Raw genomic sequence first — 21,261 nt, forward strand, 5'->3', positions numbered from 1 at the left:
ATATTGTTATTTTTATCATATCGGATTGTTCTTTCTGTTTCCATATTATGAAGGTTCATGGTATGATAAACTTTAGGATTCTGTACGTGATTGGAGGCCGGTGAGTTGTCACAACAAAAGGGAAAGAAAAGTCGAATTAATGTAGAAATCTATGGTCAGCAATATTCAGTTGTTGGCGATGAAAGTACAAGTCATATCCGCATGGTAGCAGCGATTGTGGATGATAAAATGCGCGAACTCAATGCCAAGAATCCTTCGCTTGACACGAGTAGACTAGCGGTATTGACGGCGGTAAACGTCATACACGATTACATAAAATTAAAAGAAGAACATGAGAAATTGAAAGAAAGTATGACAAAAAAAGGAATGGAATAACATGATTGATATTATTATCATTTTACTGCTTGTTATGGGATTTTTCCTCGGCTTACGCAGAGGGTTTATTCTGCAACTTGTAAAGTTAACAAGCTTTATTATCGCATACCTTGTTGCATACTGGTACTGTAAAGATTTAGCGCCAGCACTTGCGAAATTTATTCCGTATCCATTTGATAAAAATGTATCTGTTCCAGAATGGATTGATGCAAATAATATTGAAACAGTATTTTATCAAGCACTTGCGTTTATTATATTGTTTATTATTACAAAAATTGCACTTTCATTACTTGGTAATTTGTTAAATATGTTTGCAGAAATACCGGTTTTAAAGCAAGTAAATGCGTTTGCGGGGGCAATCCTCGGATTTTTAGAAGTATATATTATTTTGTTTGTCTTAATTATCATTGGGAACATTCTTCCGATTGAACAATTACAAACACCATTACAACAATCATCAATTAGCAAAATAATTGTAGACGATACACCGATTCTCTCTGAAAAGGTGAAGGAACTATGGCAGACAGGTAGCAGAGTATAACTTCTCTTTTTTCGGAAAGAGAAGTTTTTTTCTATGAAAGAAAGGCGGGACAATGATGAAAGTAAATAAAAAACAAGTAATTAAATTATTAGAGACAATCGGGCTTTTTATGGAACTAAAGGGCGCGAATCCATTTAAAATATCTGCATTTCGTAAAGCGGCAGCAGCGCTAGAAAGTGACGATCGTAGTCTTTCTGAGATTGAAGATTTCACGAAGATTCCGGGCATTGGAAAAGGAACGGCAGCAGTTATTCAAGAATATATAGAATCGGGAACATCTGAAGTGTTACAAGAGCTTGAAAAAGAGGTTCCAAGTAGCTTATTACCGTTATTAAAATTGCCAGGCCTAGGTGGTAAAAAGGTAGCTAAGTTATATAAAGAACTTGGTGTTGTTGATATGGAGTCGCTAAAAGCGGTTTGTGAGGAAAATAAAGTACAAGCTTTAGCTGGTTTCGGCAAAAAAACAGAAGAGAAAATATTAGAAGCAATCGATCAAGTAGGATCCCGTCCGGAGCGTTTACCAATCGCAATGGTATTGCCTATTGCCGGGGAAATAGAGGAGAAATTGTCGAATATTGCTGAGGTAATTCGTTTCTCTCGCGCTGGTAGTTTGCGCCGTGTTCGTGAAACAGTAAAAGATTTAGACTTTATCATTGCAACGACAGAACCAGCTGCAGTACGTGAGCATTTACTACAATTTGATAATATGATTGAAGTAATCGCGAGCGGAGATACGAAAGTTTCGGTCCGTCTTCAATATGAATATGATATTTCGATTGATTTCCGCCTAGTAAAACCAGAAGAGTTTATTACAACTCTTCACCATTTCACAGGGTCCAAAGACCATAACGTAAAAATGCGTCAAATCGCAAAAGATAAAGGCGAGAAAATTAGTGAGTACGGTGTAGAGAACTTGGAAACAGGGGAAGTGAAAACATTTGAGACTGAAGAAGAATTCTTTGCTCATTTCGGTCTTCCATTTATCCCGCCAGAAGTTCGTGAAGATGGAAAAGAAATTGAATTAATTAAAGAGTATCCAAACTTAATTCAGTTCTCTGATATAAAAGGTGATTTACATATGCATACAACATGGAGTGATGGTGCTTTTTCTATTGAAGAGATGGTACAAGCGTGCCGTGCTCGTGGATATAAGTTTATGGCAATTACTGATCACTCACAATACTTGAAAGTAGCGAACGGTTTAACGAAAGAGCGCCTTCGCGAGCAGGCGAAAGAAATTGAACGTATGAACGAAAAGTATCCAGACATTACAATTTTACGCGGAATTGAAATGGACATTTTACCGGATGCCTCGCTTGATTTTGATGATGAAGTATTAGCAGAACTAGATTATGTCATTGGAGCAATTCATTCTAGCTTCTCACAAGACCGTGAAACGATTATGAAACGTCTTCGTGCTGCGCTAGAGAATAAACATGTCACAATGATTGCCCATCCGACAGGACGTCTTCTTGGACGTCGTGAGGGCTACGATGTAGATACAGACTTATTAATCGAACTCGCAAAAGAAACAAATACAGTTTTAGAATTAAATGCGAATCCAAACCGTCTAGATTTAAGCGCGAAATTATTAAAACAAGCACAAGATGCCGGTGTAAAAGTAGCGATTAACACGGATGCTCATACACTTGAAATGTTAGAAGATATGGAAACAGGTGTAGCGGCAGCACGTAAAGGTTGGATTCAAAAAGATAACGTAATTAACACGTGGGATATTGAACGTTTATTAGACTATATTAAACGTAATAAGTAACACAAGGGGGACCTGCAACATGTTAGAAAGAACGTTGCGTGTATTAGAATATAATAAAGTAAAAGAACAATTACTTGAACATACAGCATCTTCACTTGGTCGTGACAAAGTGAAGAACTTAGTGCCGAGCACTGATTTTGAAGAAATTGTAGAGATGCAAGATACAACGGATGAAGCAGCGAAAGTCATTCGTTTAAAAGGTAGTGCGCCATTAGGTGGTATTACGGATATTCGCTCCAATGTGAAGCGTGCAAAGATTGGAAGTATGTTAAGTCCGAATGAACTACTTGATATTGCGAATACGATGTATGGTAGTCGCAATATGAAACGTTTCATTGAAGATATGGTTGATAATGGTGTTGAGCTTCCCATTTTAGAAACTCATGTCGCTCAAATTGTATCTTTATATGATTTAGAAAAGAAAATTACAAATTGCATCGGTGATGGCGGGGAAGTAGTCGATAGCGCAAGTGATAAACTGCGCGGTATTCGTACTCAAATTCGTACTGCAGAAAGCCGTATTCGTGAAAAGTTAGAAAACATGACGCGTTCTTCAAACGCGCAAAAGATGCTGTCTGACTCAATTGTAACGATTCGTAATGAACGTTACGTAATCCCAGTAAAACAAGAATACCGCGGCGTATATGGCGGTATTGTTCACGATCAATCAGCTTCGGGACAAACGTTATTTATTGAACCGCAAGTCATTGTAGAGTTAAATAACGCGCTCCAAGAAGCACGTGTGAAAGAAAAACAAGAAATCGAACGCATCTTATTAATGTTAACAGAAGAAGTGGCAGTAGAAGCCGATATCGTTTTATCAAACGTAGAAGTAGTTGCAAATCTTGACTTCATATTTGCGAAAGCTTTTTATGCGAAGCGTATTAAAGCAACGAAGCCAATCGTAAATAACGAGCGTTATATGGATTTAAGACAGGCACGTCATCCGCTTATTGATCCAGAAGTTATCGTGCCAAATAACATTATGTTAGGTAAAGATTTCACGACAATTGTTATTACGGGACCGAATACAGGTGGTAAAACAGTTACACTGAAAACAGTTGGTATTTGTGTTTTAATGGCGCAATCTGGTCTTCACATTCCAGTAATGGATGAGTCAGAGATTTGTGTATTCAAAAATATCTTTGCTGATATCGGTGATGAGCAATCGATTGAACAAAGTTTAAGTACGTTCTCCTCACATATGGTGAACATTGTTGATATTTTAGAAAAAGCTGATTTTGAAAGCTTAGTTTTATTCGATGAATTAGGTGCTGGAACAGACCCGCAAGAAGGGGCTGCACTTGCCATTTCAATTTTAGATGAAGTATGTAATCGCGGTGCCCGCGTTGTTGCTACGACGCATTACCCAGAATTAAAAGCATACGGATATAATCGTGAGCAAGTTATTAATGCGAGCGTTGAGTTTGATGTAAATACATTAAGTCCAACGTATAAATTATTAATCGGTGTACCAGGACGTAGTAATGCCTTTGAAATTTCGAAACGCCTTGGATTATCTGATCGCGTCATTGAGCAAGCGCGCAATCACATTAGTACAGATACAAACAAAATTGAAAATATGATTGCGAAGTTAGAAGAAAGTCAAAAGAACGCAGAGCGTGACTGGAATGAAGCAGAAGCGCTTCGCAAGCAATCTGAAAAACTGCATCGCGAATTACAACGTCAAATTATTGAATTTAACGAAGAACGTGATGAACGATTATTAAAAGCGCAAAAAGAAGGAGAAGAAAAAGTCGAAGCTGCAAAGAAAGAAGCAGAAGGCATTATTCAAGAACTTCGTCAATTGCGTAAAGCACAGCTTGCAAACGTGAAAGATCACGAGTTAATTGAAGCGAAGAGCCGTCTAGAAGGCGCAGCACCAGAGCTTGTGAAGAAACAAAAAGTAAACGTGAAAAATACTGCGCCGAAACAACAGTTACGCGCAGGTGATGAAGTAAAAGTATTAACGTTCGGTCAAAAAGGTCAATTGCTTGAAAAAGTAAGCGATACAGAGTGGAGCGTACAAATCGGTATTCTGAAGATGAAAGTAAAAGAGTCTAACATGGAATACATTAACACACCGAAGCAAACAGAGAAAAAAGCAGTTGCAACAGTAAAAGGTAGAGACTATCATGTTTCGCTAGAGCTTGATCTTCGTGGTGAACGATTTGAAAATGCAATGGCGCGCGTTGAGAAATACTTAGACGATGCCCAGCTTGCAAGCTATCCTCGCGTATCAATCATTCACGGTAAAGGAACAGGAGCACTTCGCCAAGGTGTTCAAGATTACTTGAAGAAGCACCGCGGTGTAAAAACATTCCGTTACGGTGACATGGGCGAGGGAGGCCTAGGCGTAACAGTTGTCGAATTAAAATAGAAAACAACGAAACAAAGGGGAAACCATTATATGTTTATGGACAAACTTGCAAAAGTATTGTTAGCTTGTTGCGGAATATTTTTGGTGATTGGGGTTATTTATTTAGTTGTTTTTGCGAAGTAAACGAGCGTCAATCGTGGCATAATGATATTGCCATAGATTGACGCTTTTAATATATGTGAAAAGGAATAAAACATGAAAATCAACCAATACATAAGCGAAGCAAAATCCTGTTCAAGACGCGAAACAGATCGCCTTATTAAAGCCGGGCGCGTGGCTATTAACGGCGAAATATGTACGCACGGTGCAATTGTAAGTGATGATGTAGTAGTAACGATTGATGGACGGGTTATTGTAAAGGAAGAGAAAGAAAAGGTGTATATAGCCTTTCATAAGCCAGTTGGCATTACTTGTACAGCAGCGGATCATATTGAAGGTAATATTATTGATTATATTAATTACCCAGAGCGTATCTTTCCTGTTGGACGATTAGATAAAGCGTCAGAAGGACTTATTTTATTAACGAATGACGGCGGGATTGCCAATCAAATTTTACATGGTGATCATGAGCACGAGAAAGAATATGTTGTTACAGTTGATAAACCTTTTACAGATTGGTTTATTAATGAGATGTCCAGCGGTGTAAAGATTAAAGATGGAATGACGAAGCCATGTAAAGTGACGAGAGTGGATCAGTCTACATTTCGCATCGTTTTAACGCAAGGAATGAACAGACAAATTCGTAGAATGAGTCGAGCTTTCGGGTTTACTGTAACAAAGTTAAAGCGAGTACGCATTATGAATATAGAGCTAAATGAGCTTGAAGTTGGAAAGTGGCGGAGCGTTACAGCTGAAGAGTTAGAAATTTTAATAGGGCAGTTATAGGGAGGGAAAATTTTCTCCCTATATTTTTTTGTCAGAAAAAATAAAACTATTGATTTTTTAAAAAATAGCCCATATAATAAAAAACAACAAGTTTCGACAAGATATTTTATAAAAGTAATGATGAGGACATGAGTTGTTTTTTACGATTCTCAGAGAGGGAAGCCTTAGGCTGTGAGCTTCCTAATACGAAAAGACAAGCTTACCACCTCTAAACTTCAAGAGTGAACTGCATGTATAATGCATTGTAATTCTTGGCGGATAAAACCGTTATCAATTTACACGAGCTATAAAATGAGCTTATTTCGTTATAAATTCATTTTATTAGAATAAGGGTGGAACCACGATTTCAACACTCGTCCCTTTGTTAGGGACGGGTGTTTTTTGCGTTCTTTTACGGGGAAGTATGCTTGAAAGAGGATATATGACGGATTTTAATTCAGAATATTTTGTTAAATTTAAATTAGGAGGTTAGTAGAAATGAAATCATCTTTAAAGTTTTCTGAGATGTTTGCAATAAGTTTAATGTTATTTGCACTGTTTTTCGGTGCAGGTAATATGATTTTTCCACCAGCATTAGGACAAGGCGCTGGAACAGATGTATGGATTGCGTTGTTTGGTTTTGTCGTAACAGGCGTTGGATTGCCTTTATTAGGAGTTATCGTTATAGCTTTAAAGGGAGATATTAATGAGTTAGCAGGGCGTGTACACCCTATATTCGCACTAGTTTTTATTACTGCAATTTATTTATGTTTAGGTGTATTCGTAAGCGTGCCGCGTACAGGAACAGTTGCTTATGAAATGAGTGTTGCACCGTTCTTATCAAGTGAGATAGCTGGTCAATCGTACCCACTTGTTATCTTTACATTTATTTTCTTTGCTGTAACTTTTTATTTAGCTTTAAACCCATCAAAATTAGTGGGCCGCATCGGTAAAGTATTAACTCCGATTTTATTAGCTGTTATTGCAATTATTGTAGTGAAAGCACTTATTACACCAATGGGTGAATTTGGTGCACCAACAGAAGCATATAGTGCTCCGCTATTTAAAGGTTTTATTGACGGATATTTAACTTTAGATGGACTTGCAGCACTTGTATTCGGAAATGTTGTAATTCATGCGTTAAAAGAAAAAGGTATTACAAATAAAAATAGCATTGCAAAAGTAACAATTTTTGCAGGGTTTATTGCAGCACTTGGTTTACTACTCGTTTACTTAGCGCTTGCTTATCTTGGAGCTTCTAGTGTCTCTCTTGGAATGGGAGCAAACGGCGGAATTATTTTAACAAACGTTGTAAATCATTTATTCGGTAGTTACGGAACTTTATTATTAGGAATCGCAATTTCAGCAGCATGTTTAACAACTTCAGTAGGGATTGTCGCAGCTTGCGGAGAATATTTCTCTTCTTTATTACCGAAGTTTTCTTATCAAAAAGTTGTTTTCATTTTCTGTGTATTAGCATTTATGGTAGCGAATCTTGGTTTAACTCAGTTAAATGCATTAGCATTACCAATCTTAATCGCAATTTACCCAATTGGTATCGTGCTAATTATATTATCACTGGTTGAAAACTATATTCGTCTTCCTTTAGTCATGTATGTAGGTGGTATTGTAGGAGCATTCATGATTAGCTTCTTTGATGGATTACACAATGCAAATCTTGAGATTGCAGCATTAACACCAATTTTAAATAAAATTCCATTATATAGTGTTGGGATTGGTTGGTTCGTTCCTGCTCTAGTAGGTATTGTAATTGGATATGTCATTTCATTGTTTCAAAAGCAAGAAGTTGCTGTAGAAAAATAGAGAAAAGAGGCTTTCTATGAAAGAAAGCCTCTTTTTTTGTAGAAAAAGCCATATATAAGGAAATTCAGATATTTAAAGTTTTATACGTAATATAGTTGACAAAAAAATTATGAGTAGGCTAAGATTGACTTAGTTGTGGAAATATTGGAAGGAAAGTGAGGAGTGAAAGGTATAAGATTTTCTATAACGATATCATTTTGGTAGATAGAGGTGATAGAGTAGAAAAATGGTTAGTTTTATTTTTTTTGAGCTTTATTGAGAATGATAATCAACGAGAAATAGAGACTTATGTTAAAATACGAATCGCTCTTTATAAAGAATAGGGAGGGGTATTATTTTTAACATACAGTGAGAATGATAATCAGTAATATCTACATTACATAAATAAACTACAATTAAATAATGATAGAAGATTATTATTTTTTTCTAACAAAATGAGAATAATTATCATTTTCAAAAAAGTAGGGATGAAAGATAAACAAGGAGGAAGTAAGCCAAATGAGAAAGATTTCTGTATTACCCGCTTTTATTATAACGTTCGTATGTATGCTAGCTTTTCTTATCATGCCATATGGGAAAGTTTCAGCACAACTAGCTGACGGTACGTATGACATTAACTATGTCATTCAAAAAGCGGAAAATGATTCAGCTTCAATGGCAAATGATTATTTTGAAAAACCAGCTAAGCTAGTTGTGAAAAATGGTGAGATGAAAGTTCAAGTTCCAATGAATCACAGTGCTTGGATTACAGAATTTAAAGCTCCTGAGAACGGGAATTTTGTTGATGCAAAAGTAGTTAGCAAGGACGAGGCTGCTGATAAAAGAACGGTTGAATTTAAAATTGATGATTTATCAAAACCATTAGGAGTAAAAATTCATGTTGTCGTACCAAGTGCAAACTATGACCACCACTACACAATTCGTTTTGCTTTTGATGCAAATGTAAAAGCTGTAGGTGGAGATAACGGCGCGGCTGCTACAACAAAAAACAATGATCAAACGAAAACAGGTACACAAGTCAAAGAAGAGAAAACAAAAGTAGAGAATAAAGAAACAACAAAAGAAGCGAACAAAGAAACAAATAAAGATACAAAAAATGAAAATGGTAAAGCTGAAAAAACAGATAATCCTAAAACAGGCGATGAAGCACGTATCGGATTATTTGCGGTGTTAATTCTTATTTCAGGTGTTTTCTTAATTCGTAACGTGAAGTTTAGTAAATAAATAAAAAGGAGCGTTATTTCATTGAACAGGTATCTTAAGATCGTTGTTACTATGTTTTTAATGATATTTACATTCGTATCAACACTACAACCACTTGCAGTTCAAGCGGCTACTCAATTAGCTGACGGCGAATACTCAATGGATTTTAAAGTTCTTAAAGATGCATCGGATGAAGTATCCATGATGAATGAATACTCTGTAAGTCCAGGAACTTTAAAAGTGAAGGATGGGAAAAAGAAAGTGTCCTTTACATTAAAAAATAGTTCATGGATTACGAAATTTGAAACAGACAAAGCAGGTCAACTTGTTGAGACAAATGTAATTAGTGAAGATAAAGAAAAAGATACAAGAGTAGTAGAATTCGATGTGGAAGATGTAGGGAAGATATTAAAAGCGAAAGTAAAAGTAGATATTGATTTTCTGAACTATCATCATGAATATGATGTTCGTATTGCATTTGATCAAAATAGCATTACACCAATTCATGTAGAAAAACCAGATGAAAAAGAGGATCCAGCTAATAAGCCAGATCCAAATGAAACTACGGATCCAGGTCAGAAGCCCGACCAAAAGCCTGACCCAGATCAACAACCAAATTCTAACACAATTGAAGATGGTGCGTACAGCATTCCTTTCAAAGTGTTAAAAGATCAAACAGATGAAGAATCTAAAATGAATAGTTACATGGAAAATCCAGGAGTATTGAAAGTAGAAAATGGTAAGAAAAAAGCGGTTGTAACGTTAAAAAGTAGCTCATTAATTAAAAATTTCCAAACGGAAAAAGATGGTGCATTTGTTGACGCAAAAGTAGTGAGTGAAAATAAAGAAAAAGATACAAGAGTAGTAGAGTTCGAAGTAGCTGATTTATCAAAAAAACTAAATACAAAAGTATTTATTGAGATGGCATCAAGAAATTATAAACAAACGCATGATGTACAACTTTTATTTGAACAAGATAAACTTGAACAAATTAAAAATGAAGAGAAACAACCAGAAGTAGAAAAACCGGAAGTAGAAAAACCAGATGAAAATAAAAAACCAGATGCTGAAACAATTAAAGATGGTGAATACAGCATCAATTTTAAAGCGTTAAAAGATCAAACAGACGAAATTTCAATGATGAACACATATACAAAAAGTCCAGGTGTGCTAAAAGTAAAAGATGGTAAGAAGTATGTATCATTTACGTTAACGAACAGTTCTTGGATTACAAAATTTGAATTTGAGAAAAATGGTTCGTTTGTTGATGCAAATGTAATAAGTGAAGATAAAAAAGCTGATACACGTGTAGTTGAAGTAGAAGTACCAGATTTATCGAAAAAGTTAAATGCAAAAGTAAAAGTAGATATCGATTCAATGAATTATCACCATTTCTATGACATTCAATTTGCATTTGATAAAGGTAGCATTAAACCGTTAGACAACCAAGGTGGAAACAACAACCAAGGCGGAAACGACAACCAAGGCGGAAACGACAACCAAGGTGGAAACGACAACCAAGGTGGAAACGACAACCAAGGTGAAAATGACAACCAAGGTGGAAACAACAACCAAGGCGGAAACGACAGCCAAGACGATAACACAGCAATTGATCCAAACGCTCTTAAAGACGGTGAATACAGTATCGGTTTTAAAGTGTTAAAAGATAAAACAGAAGAAATTTCAATGATGAACACATATACGAAGAATCCAGGTGTATTAAAAGTGAAAGATGGAAAGAAATATGTATCCTTCACATTAACAAATAGCTCATGGATTACGAAGTTTGAGTTTGAAAAGAATGGTGCGTTCGTCGATGCGCAAGTATTAGGTACAAATAAAGAGAAAGATACAAGAGTAGTAGAAGTGGAAGTAGCTGATTTATCGAAAAAGTTAAATGCAAAAGTGAAGGTAGATATCGATGCAATGAATTATCATCATTTCTATGATATTCAATTTGCATTCGATAAAGGAAGTATTAAAGCTTTAGGTAACCAAGGTGGAGATACTAACCAAGATGGTAATGGTAATCAAATCGGAAGCGACAACCAAGGCGGAAACGACAACCAAGGTGGAAGTAACAACCAAGATGGAACGAATAATCTAAATGAAAACCCAACAGTTGATCCGAAAAATTTAAAAGATGGTCAGTACGATATTGCTTTTAAAGTGTTAAAAGATAAGACAGAAGAAATTTCAATGATGAATCAATATGTTGTAAGTCCAGCAAGATTAACAGTGAAAGATGGCAAGAAGTATGTTGCAATGACACTGAAAAATAGTGACTGGATTACGAAGTTCCAAACAGAAAATAATGGTGGATTTGCAGATGCAAAAGTAGTAAGTGAAGATAAGGCTGCCAATACAAGAGTCGTAGAATTTGAAGCTAATGATTTATTTGCAAAATTAAATGCAAAAGTAAAAGTAGATATCGATTCAATGAATTACCATCATTTCTACGACGTACAAATTCAATTTGATACGACGAAGATTGGCGCTGTAGGAACGGTAAAAGAAGAGCCAAAGAATGAACCGAAAAAACCAATAACTACACCAAAAGTAGATAATGTAAAAACAGTAGGAACTCCTGATTTTAACCGAAATGCAGATGGTAAAAAGAAAAACGGAGCTACAAATAATGATTCGAAAAAAGAGAAAAACTCAAAAACTGCAGATACAGCACAACTTGGTTTATACATGATGTTACTGCTAGGTTCACTTGCTTTACTAGTTCGTAAATATAGAGCAGGTAGATTGTAATTTTTGGAGTCTTGATGCATGTTCGCGTGCATCAAGACTTGTTTCATATTGTTTGGAAAGGAGTGGTGATTGAGAGTGAAGAAAATTGCAAGTGTACTAATGGCTATCATTTTATTAGTGAGTATAGCTGGGTGCTCATCACCTAAAAAAGAAACCGCGAAGCAAGTAAAGAGTGAAAGTAAAGAGCGAATTGTTGCAACGACAGTCGCTGTTACTGAAATTATGGATGCGTTAGAGGTAGATTTAGTTGGTGTTCCAACTAGTTCTAAAACCTTACCGAAGCGATATAAAGGTTTACCTGAAGTCGGGAATCCGATGAGTCCTGATATGGAAAAGGTAAAGTCATTAAAGCCGTCAGAAGTATTATCTGTTACAACACTTGAATATGAATTAAAGCCAGTTTTTGATGGTGTAGGTATGAAAGCAAACTTTGTAGACTTAACTAGTTTAAAAAATATGCAAAATGCCATTAGTAATTTAGGTAAGCAATATGGGCGTGAGAAACAAGCTGAAGCAGTTGTAACGAAGTTAGATAAAAAGGTTGCTAGCATTCAAAAAGAAGTAAAGGGAAAGAAAGAACCGACAGTACTTATTTTATTAGGGGTGCCGGGGAGTTATTTAGTAGCAACAGAGCATTCCTATATTGGTGATTTAGTGAAACAACTAGGTGGTAAAAATATTGTACAAGGTGAACAAGTAGAATATTTAGCTTCTAATACAGAGTATTTAAAGAAAGCTGATCCGGATATTATTTTACGAGCAGCTCATGGTATGCCTGATGAAGTTGTAAAAATGTTTGATAAAGAATTTAAAACAAATGATATTTGGAAACACTTCGCTGCAGTTAAAAATAATCGTGTTTACGATTTAGAAGAGCGTTTATTTGGAACGACAGGAAATTTAGCAGCAATCGAAGCGTTAGATGAATTGAAAAAAATGATGTATCCGTGATGCATTTTCATATAAAGGAAGAGTGAAATGAATAAAAAAACTTGGAGTTTCCTCATTGTTACTGCATTACTTATCGTTATGACATCATTGTCAGCGATGAAAGGGAGTTTAGAAGTAGGTATTGTTGAACTTGTACAAGGGATATTTACAGGTGGAAATGAAGATGTTGAGGTCATTAAAGATTTACGTTTCCCGCGTATTATTATTGCGTTATTCACTGGAGCAGCTCTTGCTGTTTCAGGTGTGCTTTTTCAAGCTGTTATGAAAAACCCACTCGCTGATGCTGGGGTAATCGGGATATCTTCAGGAGCAAGTTTTATGACACTTGTTATTATAACGTTGTTCCCGCAATTCTTTTTCTGGACACCAGTATTCGCCTTTTTAGGTGGTGCGTTTGCGTGTTATCTCGTTTATGCCTTTTCATGGAAGTCAGGGTTAAGTCCACTTCGTATTATTTTAGTTGGTATAGCTATTAATGCGATGTTTACTGGATTAAATGAATCGTTCATTACGATTTGTGGATATTTCATTAAGAGTATTAAGCAAACGACGACTTCTAATATAACGATGAAGACGTGGAGCGATGTAGAAATAATGGTTACGTATGGAACAATTGGTTTGGTTCTTGCTCTGTTTGTAGGAGCTTGGTGTAACTTATTATCGCTACAAGATAAGACTGCGAAAAACTTAGGTTTGCACGTGACGAGAGTTCGTCTTATCATCTCTGCTATTGCAGTACTTTTAGCAGCAGTATCAACAGCGATTGCAGGTGTTATTGCTTTTGTAGGATTACTCGTTCCGCATATTTCAAGGCAATTAGTCGGTTCAGATCATAAAGTATTAATTCCATTTTCTGCTCTTGCAGGAGCGTTATTAATTTTGACGGCGGATACGATTGGAAGGTTAATTGTGCCACCTAATGAAATTCCAGCAGCAACAATTATGGCAGTCATTGGTGGCCCATTCTTAATATTCTTGCTTAGAAAGAGTGATAAAGTTCATGGAAATTAAAAATGTAACCTTTTCGTATGATAATGTAACGGATCGATTAAAGTCGGTTAGTAGTGAAATAGAAATTGGTAAAGTGACAACAATTATTGGTCCAAATGGTTGCGGGAAATCGACATTACTTGGCGTGATGTCAAGAAATCATGATCCTCGTAGCGGAGAGGTCATACTAGATGGGAAAGCAATTAGCCAATATAAACCGAAAGAGTTTGCTAGAAAGTTAGCCGTTGTCCATCAACAAAATGAAGCACCAGCAGATATGACGGTAGAGAAATTAACAAGTTTTGGTCGTATGCCTCATAAAAATATTTTTTCCTCGCAAACGGATGAAGATAGAGAAGCGATCGAAAGGGCTTTAGCATGTACGAATTTACTAAGTAAACGTGATAAAGAAATTCATGCTTTATCTGGTGGAGAAAGACAACGTGTTTGGATTGCCATGACGTTAGCTCAGAAAACACCAATACTCTTTTTAGATGAACCGACAACCTATTTAGATATTTATTATCAACTTGAAATATTAGAGTTAGTAAAAGAGTTAAATGAAGTACATGGATTGACGATCGTCATGGTATTACACGATATTAATCAGGCAATTCGCTATAGTGATCACATCATCGTTATGAAAGATGGCGAGATTGTTACGAAAGGTAAGCCGGATGACGTTGTGACAGAAAGTATGATAAAGGCGATATACGGTGTAGATGTCGTTGTAAAGCAAGATGAAGATACAGGATTGTATATGGTCCCAATGGGTATTTAAATATGCGAACAATCCGTTTTGAGGTGATAATTTGAGTAGTAAAAAAGAACGGAAGAAGAATTCTTTTTTTCAACGAATACTTACAGTTGTTTTTTTAGGTACCTTTTTCTATTCAGTATATGAATTAGGTGATATTTTCATGGATTACTATGAAAATCGTAAAGTAATGGCCGAAGCACAAAATATTTATGAAAAAAGTCCGATGGAAGAGCAATCACAAGACGGGGAAGTACGTAAACAGTTCAAAGCTCTGCAGCAAATTAACCAAGAAATAGTTGGCTGGATTACGATGGATGATACACAAATTAATTATCCAATCGTTCAAGCGAAAGACAATGATTACTATTTATTTCGTAATTATAAAGGGGAAGATATGAGAGCAGGAAGCATCTTTATGGACTATCGTAATGATGTGAAATCTCAAAATCGAAATACTATTTTATATGGTCACCGTATGAAAGATGGTTCTATGTTTGGAAGTTTAAAGAAAATGTTAGATGAAGATTTCTTTATGTCACATCGTAAATTATATTACGATACATTATTTGAAGGATATGATCTTGAAGTGTTCTCGGTGTATACAACAACAACTGATTTTTATTACATTGAAACGGATTTTAGCAGTGATACGGAATACACATCATTTTTGGAGAAAATTCAAGAAAAATCGTTGTATAAAACGGATACAACAGTAACAGCAAGTGATCAAATTGTAACACTTTCGACGTGTGACTATGCACTCGATCCGGAAGCAGGAAGGTTAGTCGTACATGCGAAACTAGTAAAAAGACAGTAAAAAAAGTATAGAATAGGAGAAGTGGTAACACTTCTCCTATTCTATACTTTAAAAAAGAAATATGTTTACTGTGCTGCAGCCATTGGCATACGTACAACTTTTACATCATAGTAAGAGATTTTATTATCAAGAATATAATCTGGCATTCCGCCTTGATGGGAGTGAGCAGCTTTAAATGCTGGGCTCTTCGTCCAACCTTGGAAATCTTCTTTTGCATTCCAGCGTGTGCTAATTGTTACTTCATCATAATCAACTGTATTTTGCGTTAGAAGAACTTCTAATCCTAAAAAGCCGGGCATTGTTTCCACTTGACCTACTTTATTAAAACGATCAATTAATTTATGTCCATTACCCTTTGTAATTTTAGCTGTATTTGTAACAATAATCATGTTTATTCCTCCTATAAGTGTAGCCTTTATTTTCGAGAATTCATATACATTAAATGATAATGAAAATCATTATCAATGTCAATGATAATCTCAAATTATGATAATATTTTTTATCCCGCTATTTGCCGGGCAGTAAGACCCCCACCTCAAAATTTAGCGAAAGCGAAGAAGTTAGGTGGGGGCTGATTAAAGTTTCACTTTATGTAAGTATAGTATCCTCCTGTTGACTATATATTTAACTTGATTATATATTATGTAAATAGAATTAATTGAAAATATAGAGAAGTAAAGTATGGTTTATACTTTGCTGTCGCAATACTATGAACAAGGAGGGCATTATGGTTGAATCACTTTTACTTAGTATCGTTATTATTATTACGTTAGGTATTGCTTCACAATGGACTGCATGGCGCTTCCAGCTCCCTGCGATTGTTGTTATGGCAGTTGCTGGATTATTAATTGGTCCGGTTTTCGGTATTATTAATCCAAAAGAGGTGCTTGGAGATGTTTTTAGTCCACTCGTATCACTTTCTGTTGCGATTATATTGTTTGAGGGTAGTTTAAGTTTAGATATACGTGAACTGAGGGGGCTATCAAAACCAGTATTTCGTATCGTTACGTTTGGTGCGTTTATCGCGTGGATTGCTGGCTCACTTGCAGCTCATTACGTCGCTGGATTAGATTGGGCGGTTGCATTTATTATTGGAGGACTTTTTATTGTGACAGGTCCAACGGTAATTATTCCGTTGTTACGCCAAGCGCGATTAAAACCAAGAACAGCAGCAATTTTAAAATGGGAAGGGATTATCGTTGATCCATTTGGAGCTTTACTTGCTGTATTCGCCTTTCAAATTGTAAATTTCTTAACGAAAGAAAATGTACAATTACATACGTTGTTGTATTTCTTTGCAGGTTCATTATTTGCAATGGTACTCGGTTATGTATTTAGTATTTTTATGAGCTATATGATTTTAAAGGGAAAAGTACCAGAATATTTAAAAGCCCCAATTTTGCTAGTTACGGTACTGTTATGCTTTGGCATTGCGGATGAAGTGATGCATGAAACAGGTATGCTAGCTGTAACTGTAATGGGGATTACGCTTGCGCGGATGAAAAAATATATTTCTTCTATCGGTGATATTCGTCATTTTAACGAAAATATTTCTGTGCTACTAACGTCGACTGTTTTTATTATATTAACAGCATCCCTTCCAAGAACAACGATTATGGAGATTTTCAGCTGGCCTATTATAAGCTTCGTACTTATGATGCTATTTGTTGTACGCCCTTTATCGATTTGGATATCGACAATCGGCACAGAGTTAACAAAAGCAGAACGGGCGCTAGTTGGATGGATTGCGCCGCGAGGTATTGTTGCATTAACGGTTTCAAGTTACTTTGCGACGGAGTTATTACAAGAAGGTTATAAAGATGCTTCTATATTAACGGCACTTACATTTGCACTCGTTATTACGACCGTTTGTGCTCATGGATTTTCAATTGGATTTTTAGCGAAAAGATTAGGATTGGCGAATACGGAGCCACCAGGAATTTTAATTTCAGGTGCGAGTACATTCTCATCTGCTTTTGCATTGCATTGTAAAGAGATGGGTATTCCGAGCTTAATTGTAGATGTATCAGAAGAGCATTTGCAATGTGCAAAGGTGAAAGGGCTTAATACATATAATGGTCAAGTACTCTCTGAACAGTTACAATTTGAAGTTGATATGAATCAGTATGAATACTTAATTGCAGTTACAGATACGGATTCTTATAATGTATTAGTCGCAAATACATACGTACCGCAGTTTGGACATCATAATACATTTTTACTTCCAATCCATGATGTGGAAAAGATTGAACAAGAACGCATTTCCCTTTCGAAAAAAGCTCATTTACTGTTTGGTCAAAATGAAATTTATGAAGAATTAAATAGAAAAATTGAAGATGGTTATACGTTTAAAACGATACAAGTTGCAGAAGAACAAAAGATTAATAAAGAAGAAATCGATTCAGAGGATTTAATACTATTTATTCGCCATAGAGATGGTAGTCTTACTTTTTCAACATTGTATAAATATATAGCTGTTATGCCAGGGGATGAGCTAGTTGTACTAGCAAAGCAATAATATGGTATAGTGAAACGAGGCTGTTTTTCAGTCTCGTTTTTTAAGTGCTTCCTATAAAGAAAGCATGCAAATGGAAAGGAAGTTTTTATATGCGATCAGAAGTAACTGTAAAAATAAAACCGAAATTTATAAAAGAAATTAAAAGTGGATACCCGCTTATTTTAAAAGATGCGATTCAAAATCTAAACGATGTTCGTGAAGAAGGGACAATCATCAAAGTAGTAGATGAGAAGAACAACTTTGTCGGAAAAGGTTATTATGGAAAACAAAATAAAGGTTACGGTTGGATTTTAACGAGAAAAGAGAGTGAACAAATTAATCAATCTTTCTTTGAAAGTAAAATAAAATCTGCCTTACATAAACGAAAGCAATTTTACAAATCAAGTGATACGACAGCATTCCGCGCCCTAAACGGTGAAGGTGATGGTCTTGGCGGCTTAATCATCGATTATTATGACGGTTATTATGTAGTGAGCTGGTATAGCGAAGGGATTTATACTTTCAGAGATGAGATTATAGCAGCTCTTCAAAAAGTAGCAAACTTTAAAGGTATTTATGAGAAGAAGCGTTTTGATACGAAAGGGAAATACATTGAAGGCGATGATTTCGTAGCAGGAGAGCGCGGTGAGTTCCCACTTATCGTAAAAGAGAATGGTGTGAACTTCGCTGTTTATTTAAATGACGGAGCGATGGTTGGGGTATTTTTAGATCAACGTAACGTGCGAAAACAAATTCGTGATAAATATGCGAAGGGAAGAACCGTGTTAAATATGTTCTCTTATACAGGTGCTTTTTCTGTATTTGCAGCGCTTGGCGGAGCGAGCAAAACGACGAGTGTCGACCTTGCAAATCGTAGTTTAAGTAAAACGATTGAGCAGTTTAGTGTAAATGAAGTTGATTATGAAGCGCAAGATATCATTGTAGAAGATGTATTTCTTTACTTCAAATATGCAGCGAAGAAAAAAATGAAATTTGATATGGTCGTACTTGACCCTCCAAGCTTTGCGCGTTCAAAAAAATATACATTTAGTGCAGCAAAAGATTATAAAAATTTATTAAAAGAAACAATTGCCATTACAGAAAATAACGGTATTATCGTTGCTTCTACAAATTGTAGTGCATTCGATATGAAAAAGTTTAAAGGCTTTATTGATACGGCCTTTAAAGAAATGAATGGTAAATATAAAATATTAGAAGAACATTCTTTACCAGAAGATTTCCGTACAATTGATCAATTTAAAGAAGGAGACTATTTAAAAGTAGTTTTCATCGAGAAAATTAAAGGGTAATAAAGAAAAGGAGCTCGAGTTTACTTGAGCTCCTTTTCTTATTGAACGATATTTTGTACTCTACCGACTTGCCCGTCCTGCAATCGCACTTTAATGCCATGCGGATGAGAAGAGGAGTTCGTTAAAATATCTTTTACAATTCCACGTGTTAATTTGCCGGTGCGTTGATCTTGTTTTAATACAATATCAACTTCAAGGCCGGGTGCGATATTAGAACGTTTTTGTCCGTTCATTTATACACCTGTACGTCTACGTTGGTTGTTTGTCTTTTTCGTTTGTTGGTTTTGTAATTTTTTTGTTTCTTGGCTTTGGTTTTTGGCATTTTGACCATTACCGTTACCTTGCTTTTTCTTTGCAAGTTGTTCGCGCATTAAATCAGCTAAGCTTACTTTTTTATTTTCTGACATGATAAGTCTCCTTTATATAAAGTTAATTATGAACAATCGTAGTGAATTTCATCATATCATTGTTAAGGAAGGAAGGGAAGTTGGTTTGAAAATTCATATATTTGTTTCAAGTCTGTAGTAGTTACGATACAATTGAATTGTTAACGTTTGTAAAAAGGGGATAGACATATGTCACATCATATTTTATTAGTTGAAGATGATCTCTCAATTCAAGAGATGGTGGAAAAGTATTTAATAAAAGAGGGCTTTCAAGTTACAATCGCATCTGATGGGGAAGAAGGGGTAAACACATATTTAAAAGGTTCATTTGATTTGATTATCCTCGACATTATGATGCCGAAGTTAGACGGATTAGAAGTTGTACGTATTATTCGTGAAAAAAGTGCAGTACCGATTTTAATGATGTCAGCAAAAGATACAGATGTTGATAAAGCTGTTGGATTAGGACTTGGAGCAGATGATTACATTTGCAAGCCATTTTCTATGATTGAATTGGCGGCGCGTGTAAAAGCAGGTATTCGCAGGTCTACGAAATATTCGGCTACAGAAACAACAGAAAAGACGATTCAAATTGGTGATTTAACGATTGATCCAATTAATTTTACTGTGGAAAAAAACGGGAAGCCTCTGAAACTGACTTTAAAAGAATTTGAGATTTTAAAACTGTTTGTAAAGAATCAAAATCGTGTATTTACAAAAGCGCAAATATATACATTAATTTGGAACGAAGAGTATTACGGTGACGATAACGTTATTAATGTTCATATGAGAAGGTTGCGTGAGAAAATCGAAAGTGATCCATCTAATCCAGAATATATTAAAACGTTATGGGGCATCGGCTATAAGCTGGAAGTGATGTAATATGATTAATTTGTTAATAGGTATTATTTTTATATTGTTATGTGTCATTTATATACAATATAAAATGAGGAAAAATAGTAGCAAAAATTTGCGATACACATATGAAAAGTTAGAAAGTATTGTAAATGAAAAAACAGGCGAGAAGTTACTTGTTATGACAGATGATCTGGAATTGCAAAAATTGTTAGTGGCAATTAATCAATTGTTAGATGCGAAACAGAAAACGAATGCTGATCATGCGAAAGTAGAAATTTCGATGAGAAAAATGCTTTCAAATATTTCACATGACTTGAAAACACCGCTAACAGTTATTCTTGGATATACAGAAATGTTAAATAGGGATAAAACGATAAATAAAGAAGAACAACAAATATTACTTGAAAAGGTGCATGTGAAAACACTAGAAGTGATGGAACTAATTCATAAGTTTTTTGATCTAGCAAAGTTAGAATCTGGTGACAAGGCAATTGAGATGACAAAAGTAAATATGAATGAAGTTTGTCGAGAGAAGATTTTATCTTTTTATGATTTAGTGACGTCGAAAGGTTTTCATGTTCATATTGATATACCAGAAAGAAATATATATGCACTTGGAAATGTAGAAGTATTAGGCAGGGTATTGAACAATTTAATATCAAATGCGATTACATATGGAGACGATGGAAAGACACTTGGTATGACGTTAAGAGATGATGAAACGAATGTGTATATAGATGTATGGGATACAGGAAAAGGAATTGATGAATCTCATATTGATAAAGTGTTTGAGCGTATGTACACACTTGAAGATTCCAGAAATAGATTGTACCAAGGAAGCGGTCTAGGTTTAACGATTACGAAAAGGCTTGTAGAAGCGATGGATGGAAAAATTCATCTTTCTAGTAAGCCGTATGAAAAAACAATTTTTACAGTTGCATTAAAAAAGATGCAGTTTTAGCTTGTAGAGA

General features: G+C 35.4%; 19 protein-coding genes and 1 other annotated feature. Of the genes, 16 read left to right on the top strand and 3 right to left on the bottom strand.

Annotated features, from left to right (window positions below):
• Nucleotides 1–105 precede the first annotated feature (105 nt).
• The 12 genes from zapA (at nucleotide 106) to srtB (ending at nucleotide 15,239) form a co-directional block, all read left to right on the top strand.
• Nucleotides 106–375 carry a cell division protein ZapA gene (gene zapA, locus MR147_RS16795; RefSeq protein WP_000082701.1) on the top strand — a complete coding sequence of 90 codons (270 nt, stop codon included), beginning with the start codon at nucleotides 106–108 and terminating at the stop codon, nucleotides 373–375.
• Between the two features lies 1 nt (nucleotide 376).
• Nucleotides 377–916: a CvpA family protein gene (locus MR147_RS16800; RefSeq protein WP_000565408.1), complete on the top strand. Its 540-nt coding sequence runs from the start codon at nucleotides 377–379 to the stop codon at nucleotides 914–916.
• A gap of 55 nt (nucleotides 917–971) precedes the next feature.
• On the top strand, nucleotides 972–2,690 hold the full coding sequence (gene polX, locus MR147_RS16805; protein ID WP_000867535.1) for a DNA polymerase/3'-5' exonuclease PolX: 1,719 nt from the start codon (nucleotides 972–974) through the stop codon (nucleotides 2,688–2,690).
• A gap of 19 nt (nucleotides 2,691–2,709) precedes the next feature.
• Nucleotides 2,710–5,070: an endonuclease MutS2 gene (locus tag MR147_RS16810; protein WP_074610096.1), complete on the top strand. Its 2,361-nt coding sequence runs from the start codon at nucleotides 2,710–2,712 to the stop codon at nucleotides 5,068–5,070.
• A 195-nt stretch (nucleotides 5,071–5,265) separates the two neighbouring features.
• On the top strand, nucleotides 5,266–5,955 hold the full coding sequence (locus MR147_RS16815) for a 23S rRNA pseudouridine(2604) synthase RluF (RefSeq protein ID WP_074610099.1): 690 nt from the start codon (nucleotides 5,266–5,268) through the stop codon (nucleotides 5,953–5,955).
• Nucleotides 5,956–6,063: 108 nt separating this feature from the next.
• Nucleotides 6,064–6,319 (top strand) — a binding site (T-box leader).
• A 113-nt stretch (nucleotides 6,320–6,432) separates the two neighbouring features.
• Complete coding sequence (gene brnQ6, locus MR147_RS16820; protein ID WP_242304568.1) at nucleotides 6,433–7,758, top strand: branched-chain amino acid transport system II carrier protein BrnQ6; 1,326 nt, start codon at nucleotides 6,433–6,435, stop codon at nucleotides 7,756–7,758.
• Between the two features lie 498 nt (nucleotides 7,759–8,256).
• A complete protein-coding gene (gene isdC, locus MR147_RS16825) occupies nucleotides 8,257–8,982 on the top strand; it encodes a heme uptake protein IsdC (RefSeq protein WP_074610104.1) in 726 nt (241 codons plus the stop codon).
• Nucleotides 8,983–9,033: 51 nt separating this feature from the next.
• On the top strand, nucleotides 9,034–11,721 hold the full coding sequence (locus MR147_RS16830) for an NEAT domain-containing protein (RefSeq protein WP_242304592.1): 2,688 nt from the start codon (nucleotides 9,034–9,036) through the stop codon (nucleotides 11,719–11,721).
• Nucleotides 11,722–11,790: 69 nt separating this feature from the next.
• Nucleotides 11,791–12,672 (top strand): heme ABC transporter substrate-binding protein IsdE, encoded by an 882-nt coding sequence (gene isdE, locus MR147_RS16835; RefSeq protein WP_139302892.1) that lies wholly within the window; start codon nucleotides 11,791–11,793, stop codon nucleotides 12,670–12,672.
• Nucleotides 12,673–12,699: 27 nt separating this feature from the next.
• On the top strand, nucleotides 12,700–13,683 hold the full coding sequence (locus tag MR147_RS16840; protein ID WP_074610110.1) for a FecCD family ABC transporter permease: 984 nt from the start codon (nucleotides 12,700–12,702) through the stop codon (nucleotides 13,681–13,683).
• Nucleotides 13,673–14,443, top strand: a complete 771-nt coding sequence (locus MR147_RS16845; RefSeq protein WP_074610112.1) for an ABC transporter ATP-binding protein — start codon at nucleotides 13,673–13,675, stop codon at nucleotides 14,441–14,443. Before MR147_RS16840 ends, MR147_RS16845 begins: the two co-directional genes overlap by 11 nt.
• A 31-nt stretch (nucleotides 14,444–14,474) precedes the next feature.
• Nucleotides 14,475–15,239: a class B sortase gene (srtB, locus tag MR147_RS16850; protein WP_071736756.1), complete on the top strand. Its 765-nt coding sequence runs from the start codon at nucleotides 14,475–14,477 to the stop codon at nucleotides 15,237–15,239.
• A 65-nt stretch (nucleotides 15,240–15,304) separates the two neighbouring features.
• Here srtB and isdG read toward each other — a convergent pair whose 3' ends face one another.
• Nucleotides 15,305–15,628, bottom strand: coding sequence for a heme oxygenase (gene isdG, locus MR147_RS16855; RefSeq protein ID WP_000587815.1), 324 nt, complete (start codon nucleotides 15,626–15,628; stop codon nucleotides 15,305–15,307).
• A gap of 338 nt (nucleotides 15,629–15,966) precedes the next feature.
• Here isdG and MR147_RS16860 point away from each other — a divergent pair, with 338 nt between their 5' ends.
• Nucleotides 15,967–17,757 carry a cation:proton antiporter gene (locus MR147_RS16860; protein ID WP_000230341.1) on the top strand — a complete coding sequence of 597 codons (1,791 nt, stop codon included), beginning with the start codon at nucleotides 15,967–15,969 and terminating at the stop codon, nucleotides 17,755–17,757.
• An 89-nt stretch (nucleotides 17,758–17,846) separates the two neighbouring features.
• On the top strand, nucleotides 17,847–19,046 hold the full coding sequence (locus MR147_RS16865) for a class I SAM-dependent rRNA methyltransferase (RefSeq protein ID WP_074607603.1): 1,200 nt from the start codon (nucleotides 17,847–17,849) through the stop codon (nucleotides 19,044–19,046).
• 38 nt (nucleotides 19,047–19,084) lie between these two features.
• Here the strand turns inward: MR147_RS16865 and MR147_RS16870 are convergent, their stop codons facing one another.
• On the bottom strand, nucleotides 19,085–19,279 hold the full coding sequence (locus MR147_RS16870) for a YwbE family protein (protein WP_074607606.1): 195 nt from the start codon (nucleotides 19,277–19,279) through the stop codon (nucleotides 19,085–19,087).
• The gene (locus MR147_RS16875; protein WP_001293578.1) at nucleotides 19,280–19,453 is read right to left on the bottom strand and encodes a hypothetical protein; all 174 of its coding nucleotides are present in this window, start codon (nucleotides 19,451–19,453) and stop codon (nucleotides 19,280–19,282) included.
• Between the two features lie 168 nt (nucleotides 19,454–19,621).
• On the opposite strand from MR147_RS16875, the gene MR147_RS16880 reads away from it, so the two are divergent.
• On the top strand, nucleotides 19,622–20,314 hold the full coding sequence (locus MR147_RS16880) for a response regulator transcription factor (RefSeq protein WP_074607607.1): 693 nt from the start codon (nucleotides 19,622–19,624) through the stop codon (nucleotides 20,312–20,314).
• A gap of 1 nt (nucleotide 20,315) precedes the next feature.
• Entirely contained in the window at nucleotides 20,316–21,251 is a 936-nt protein-coding gene (locus MR147_RS16885; RefSeq protein WP_074607609.1) for a HAMP domain-containing histidine kinase, read from the top strand.
• Nucleotides 21,252–21,261 lie beyond the last annotated feature (10 nt).

Origin of the sequence: Bacillus cereus group sp. BfR-BA-01350 (assembly GCF_022663775.1) — a bacterium.
GTDB lineage: Bacteria > Bacillota > Bacilli > Bacillales > Bacillaceae_G > Bacillus_A > Bacillus_A paranthracis.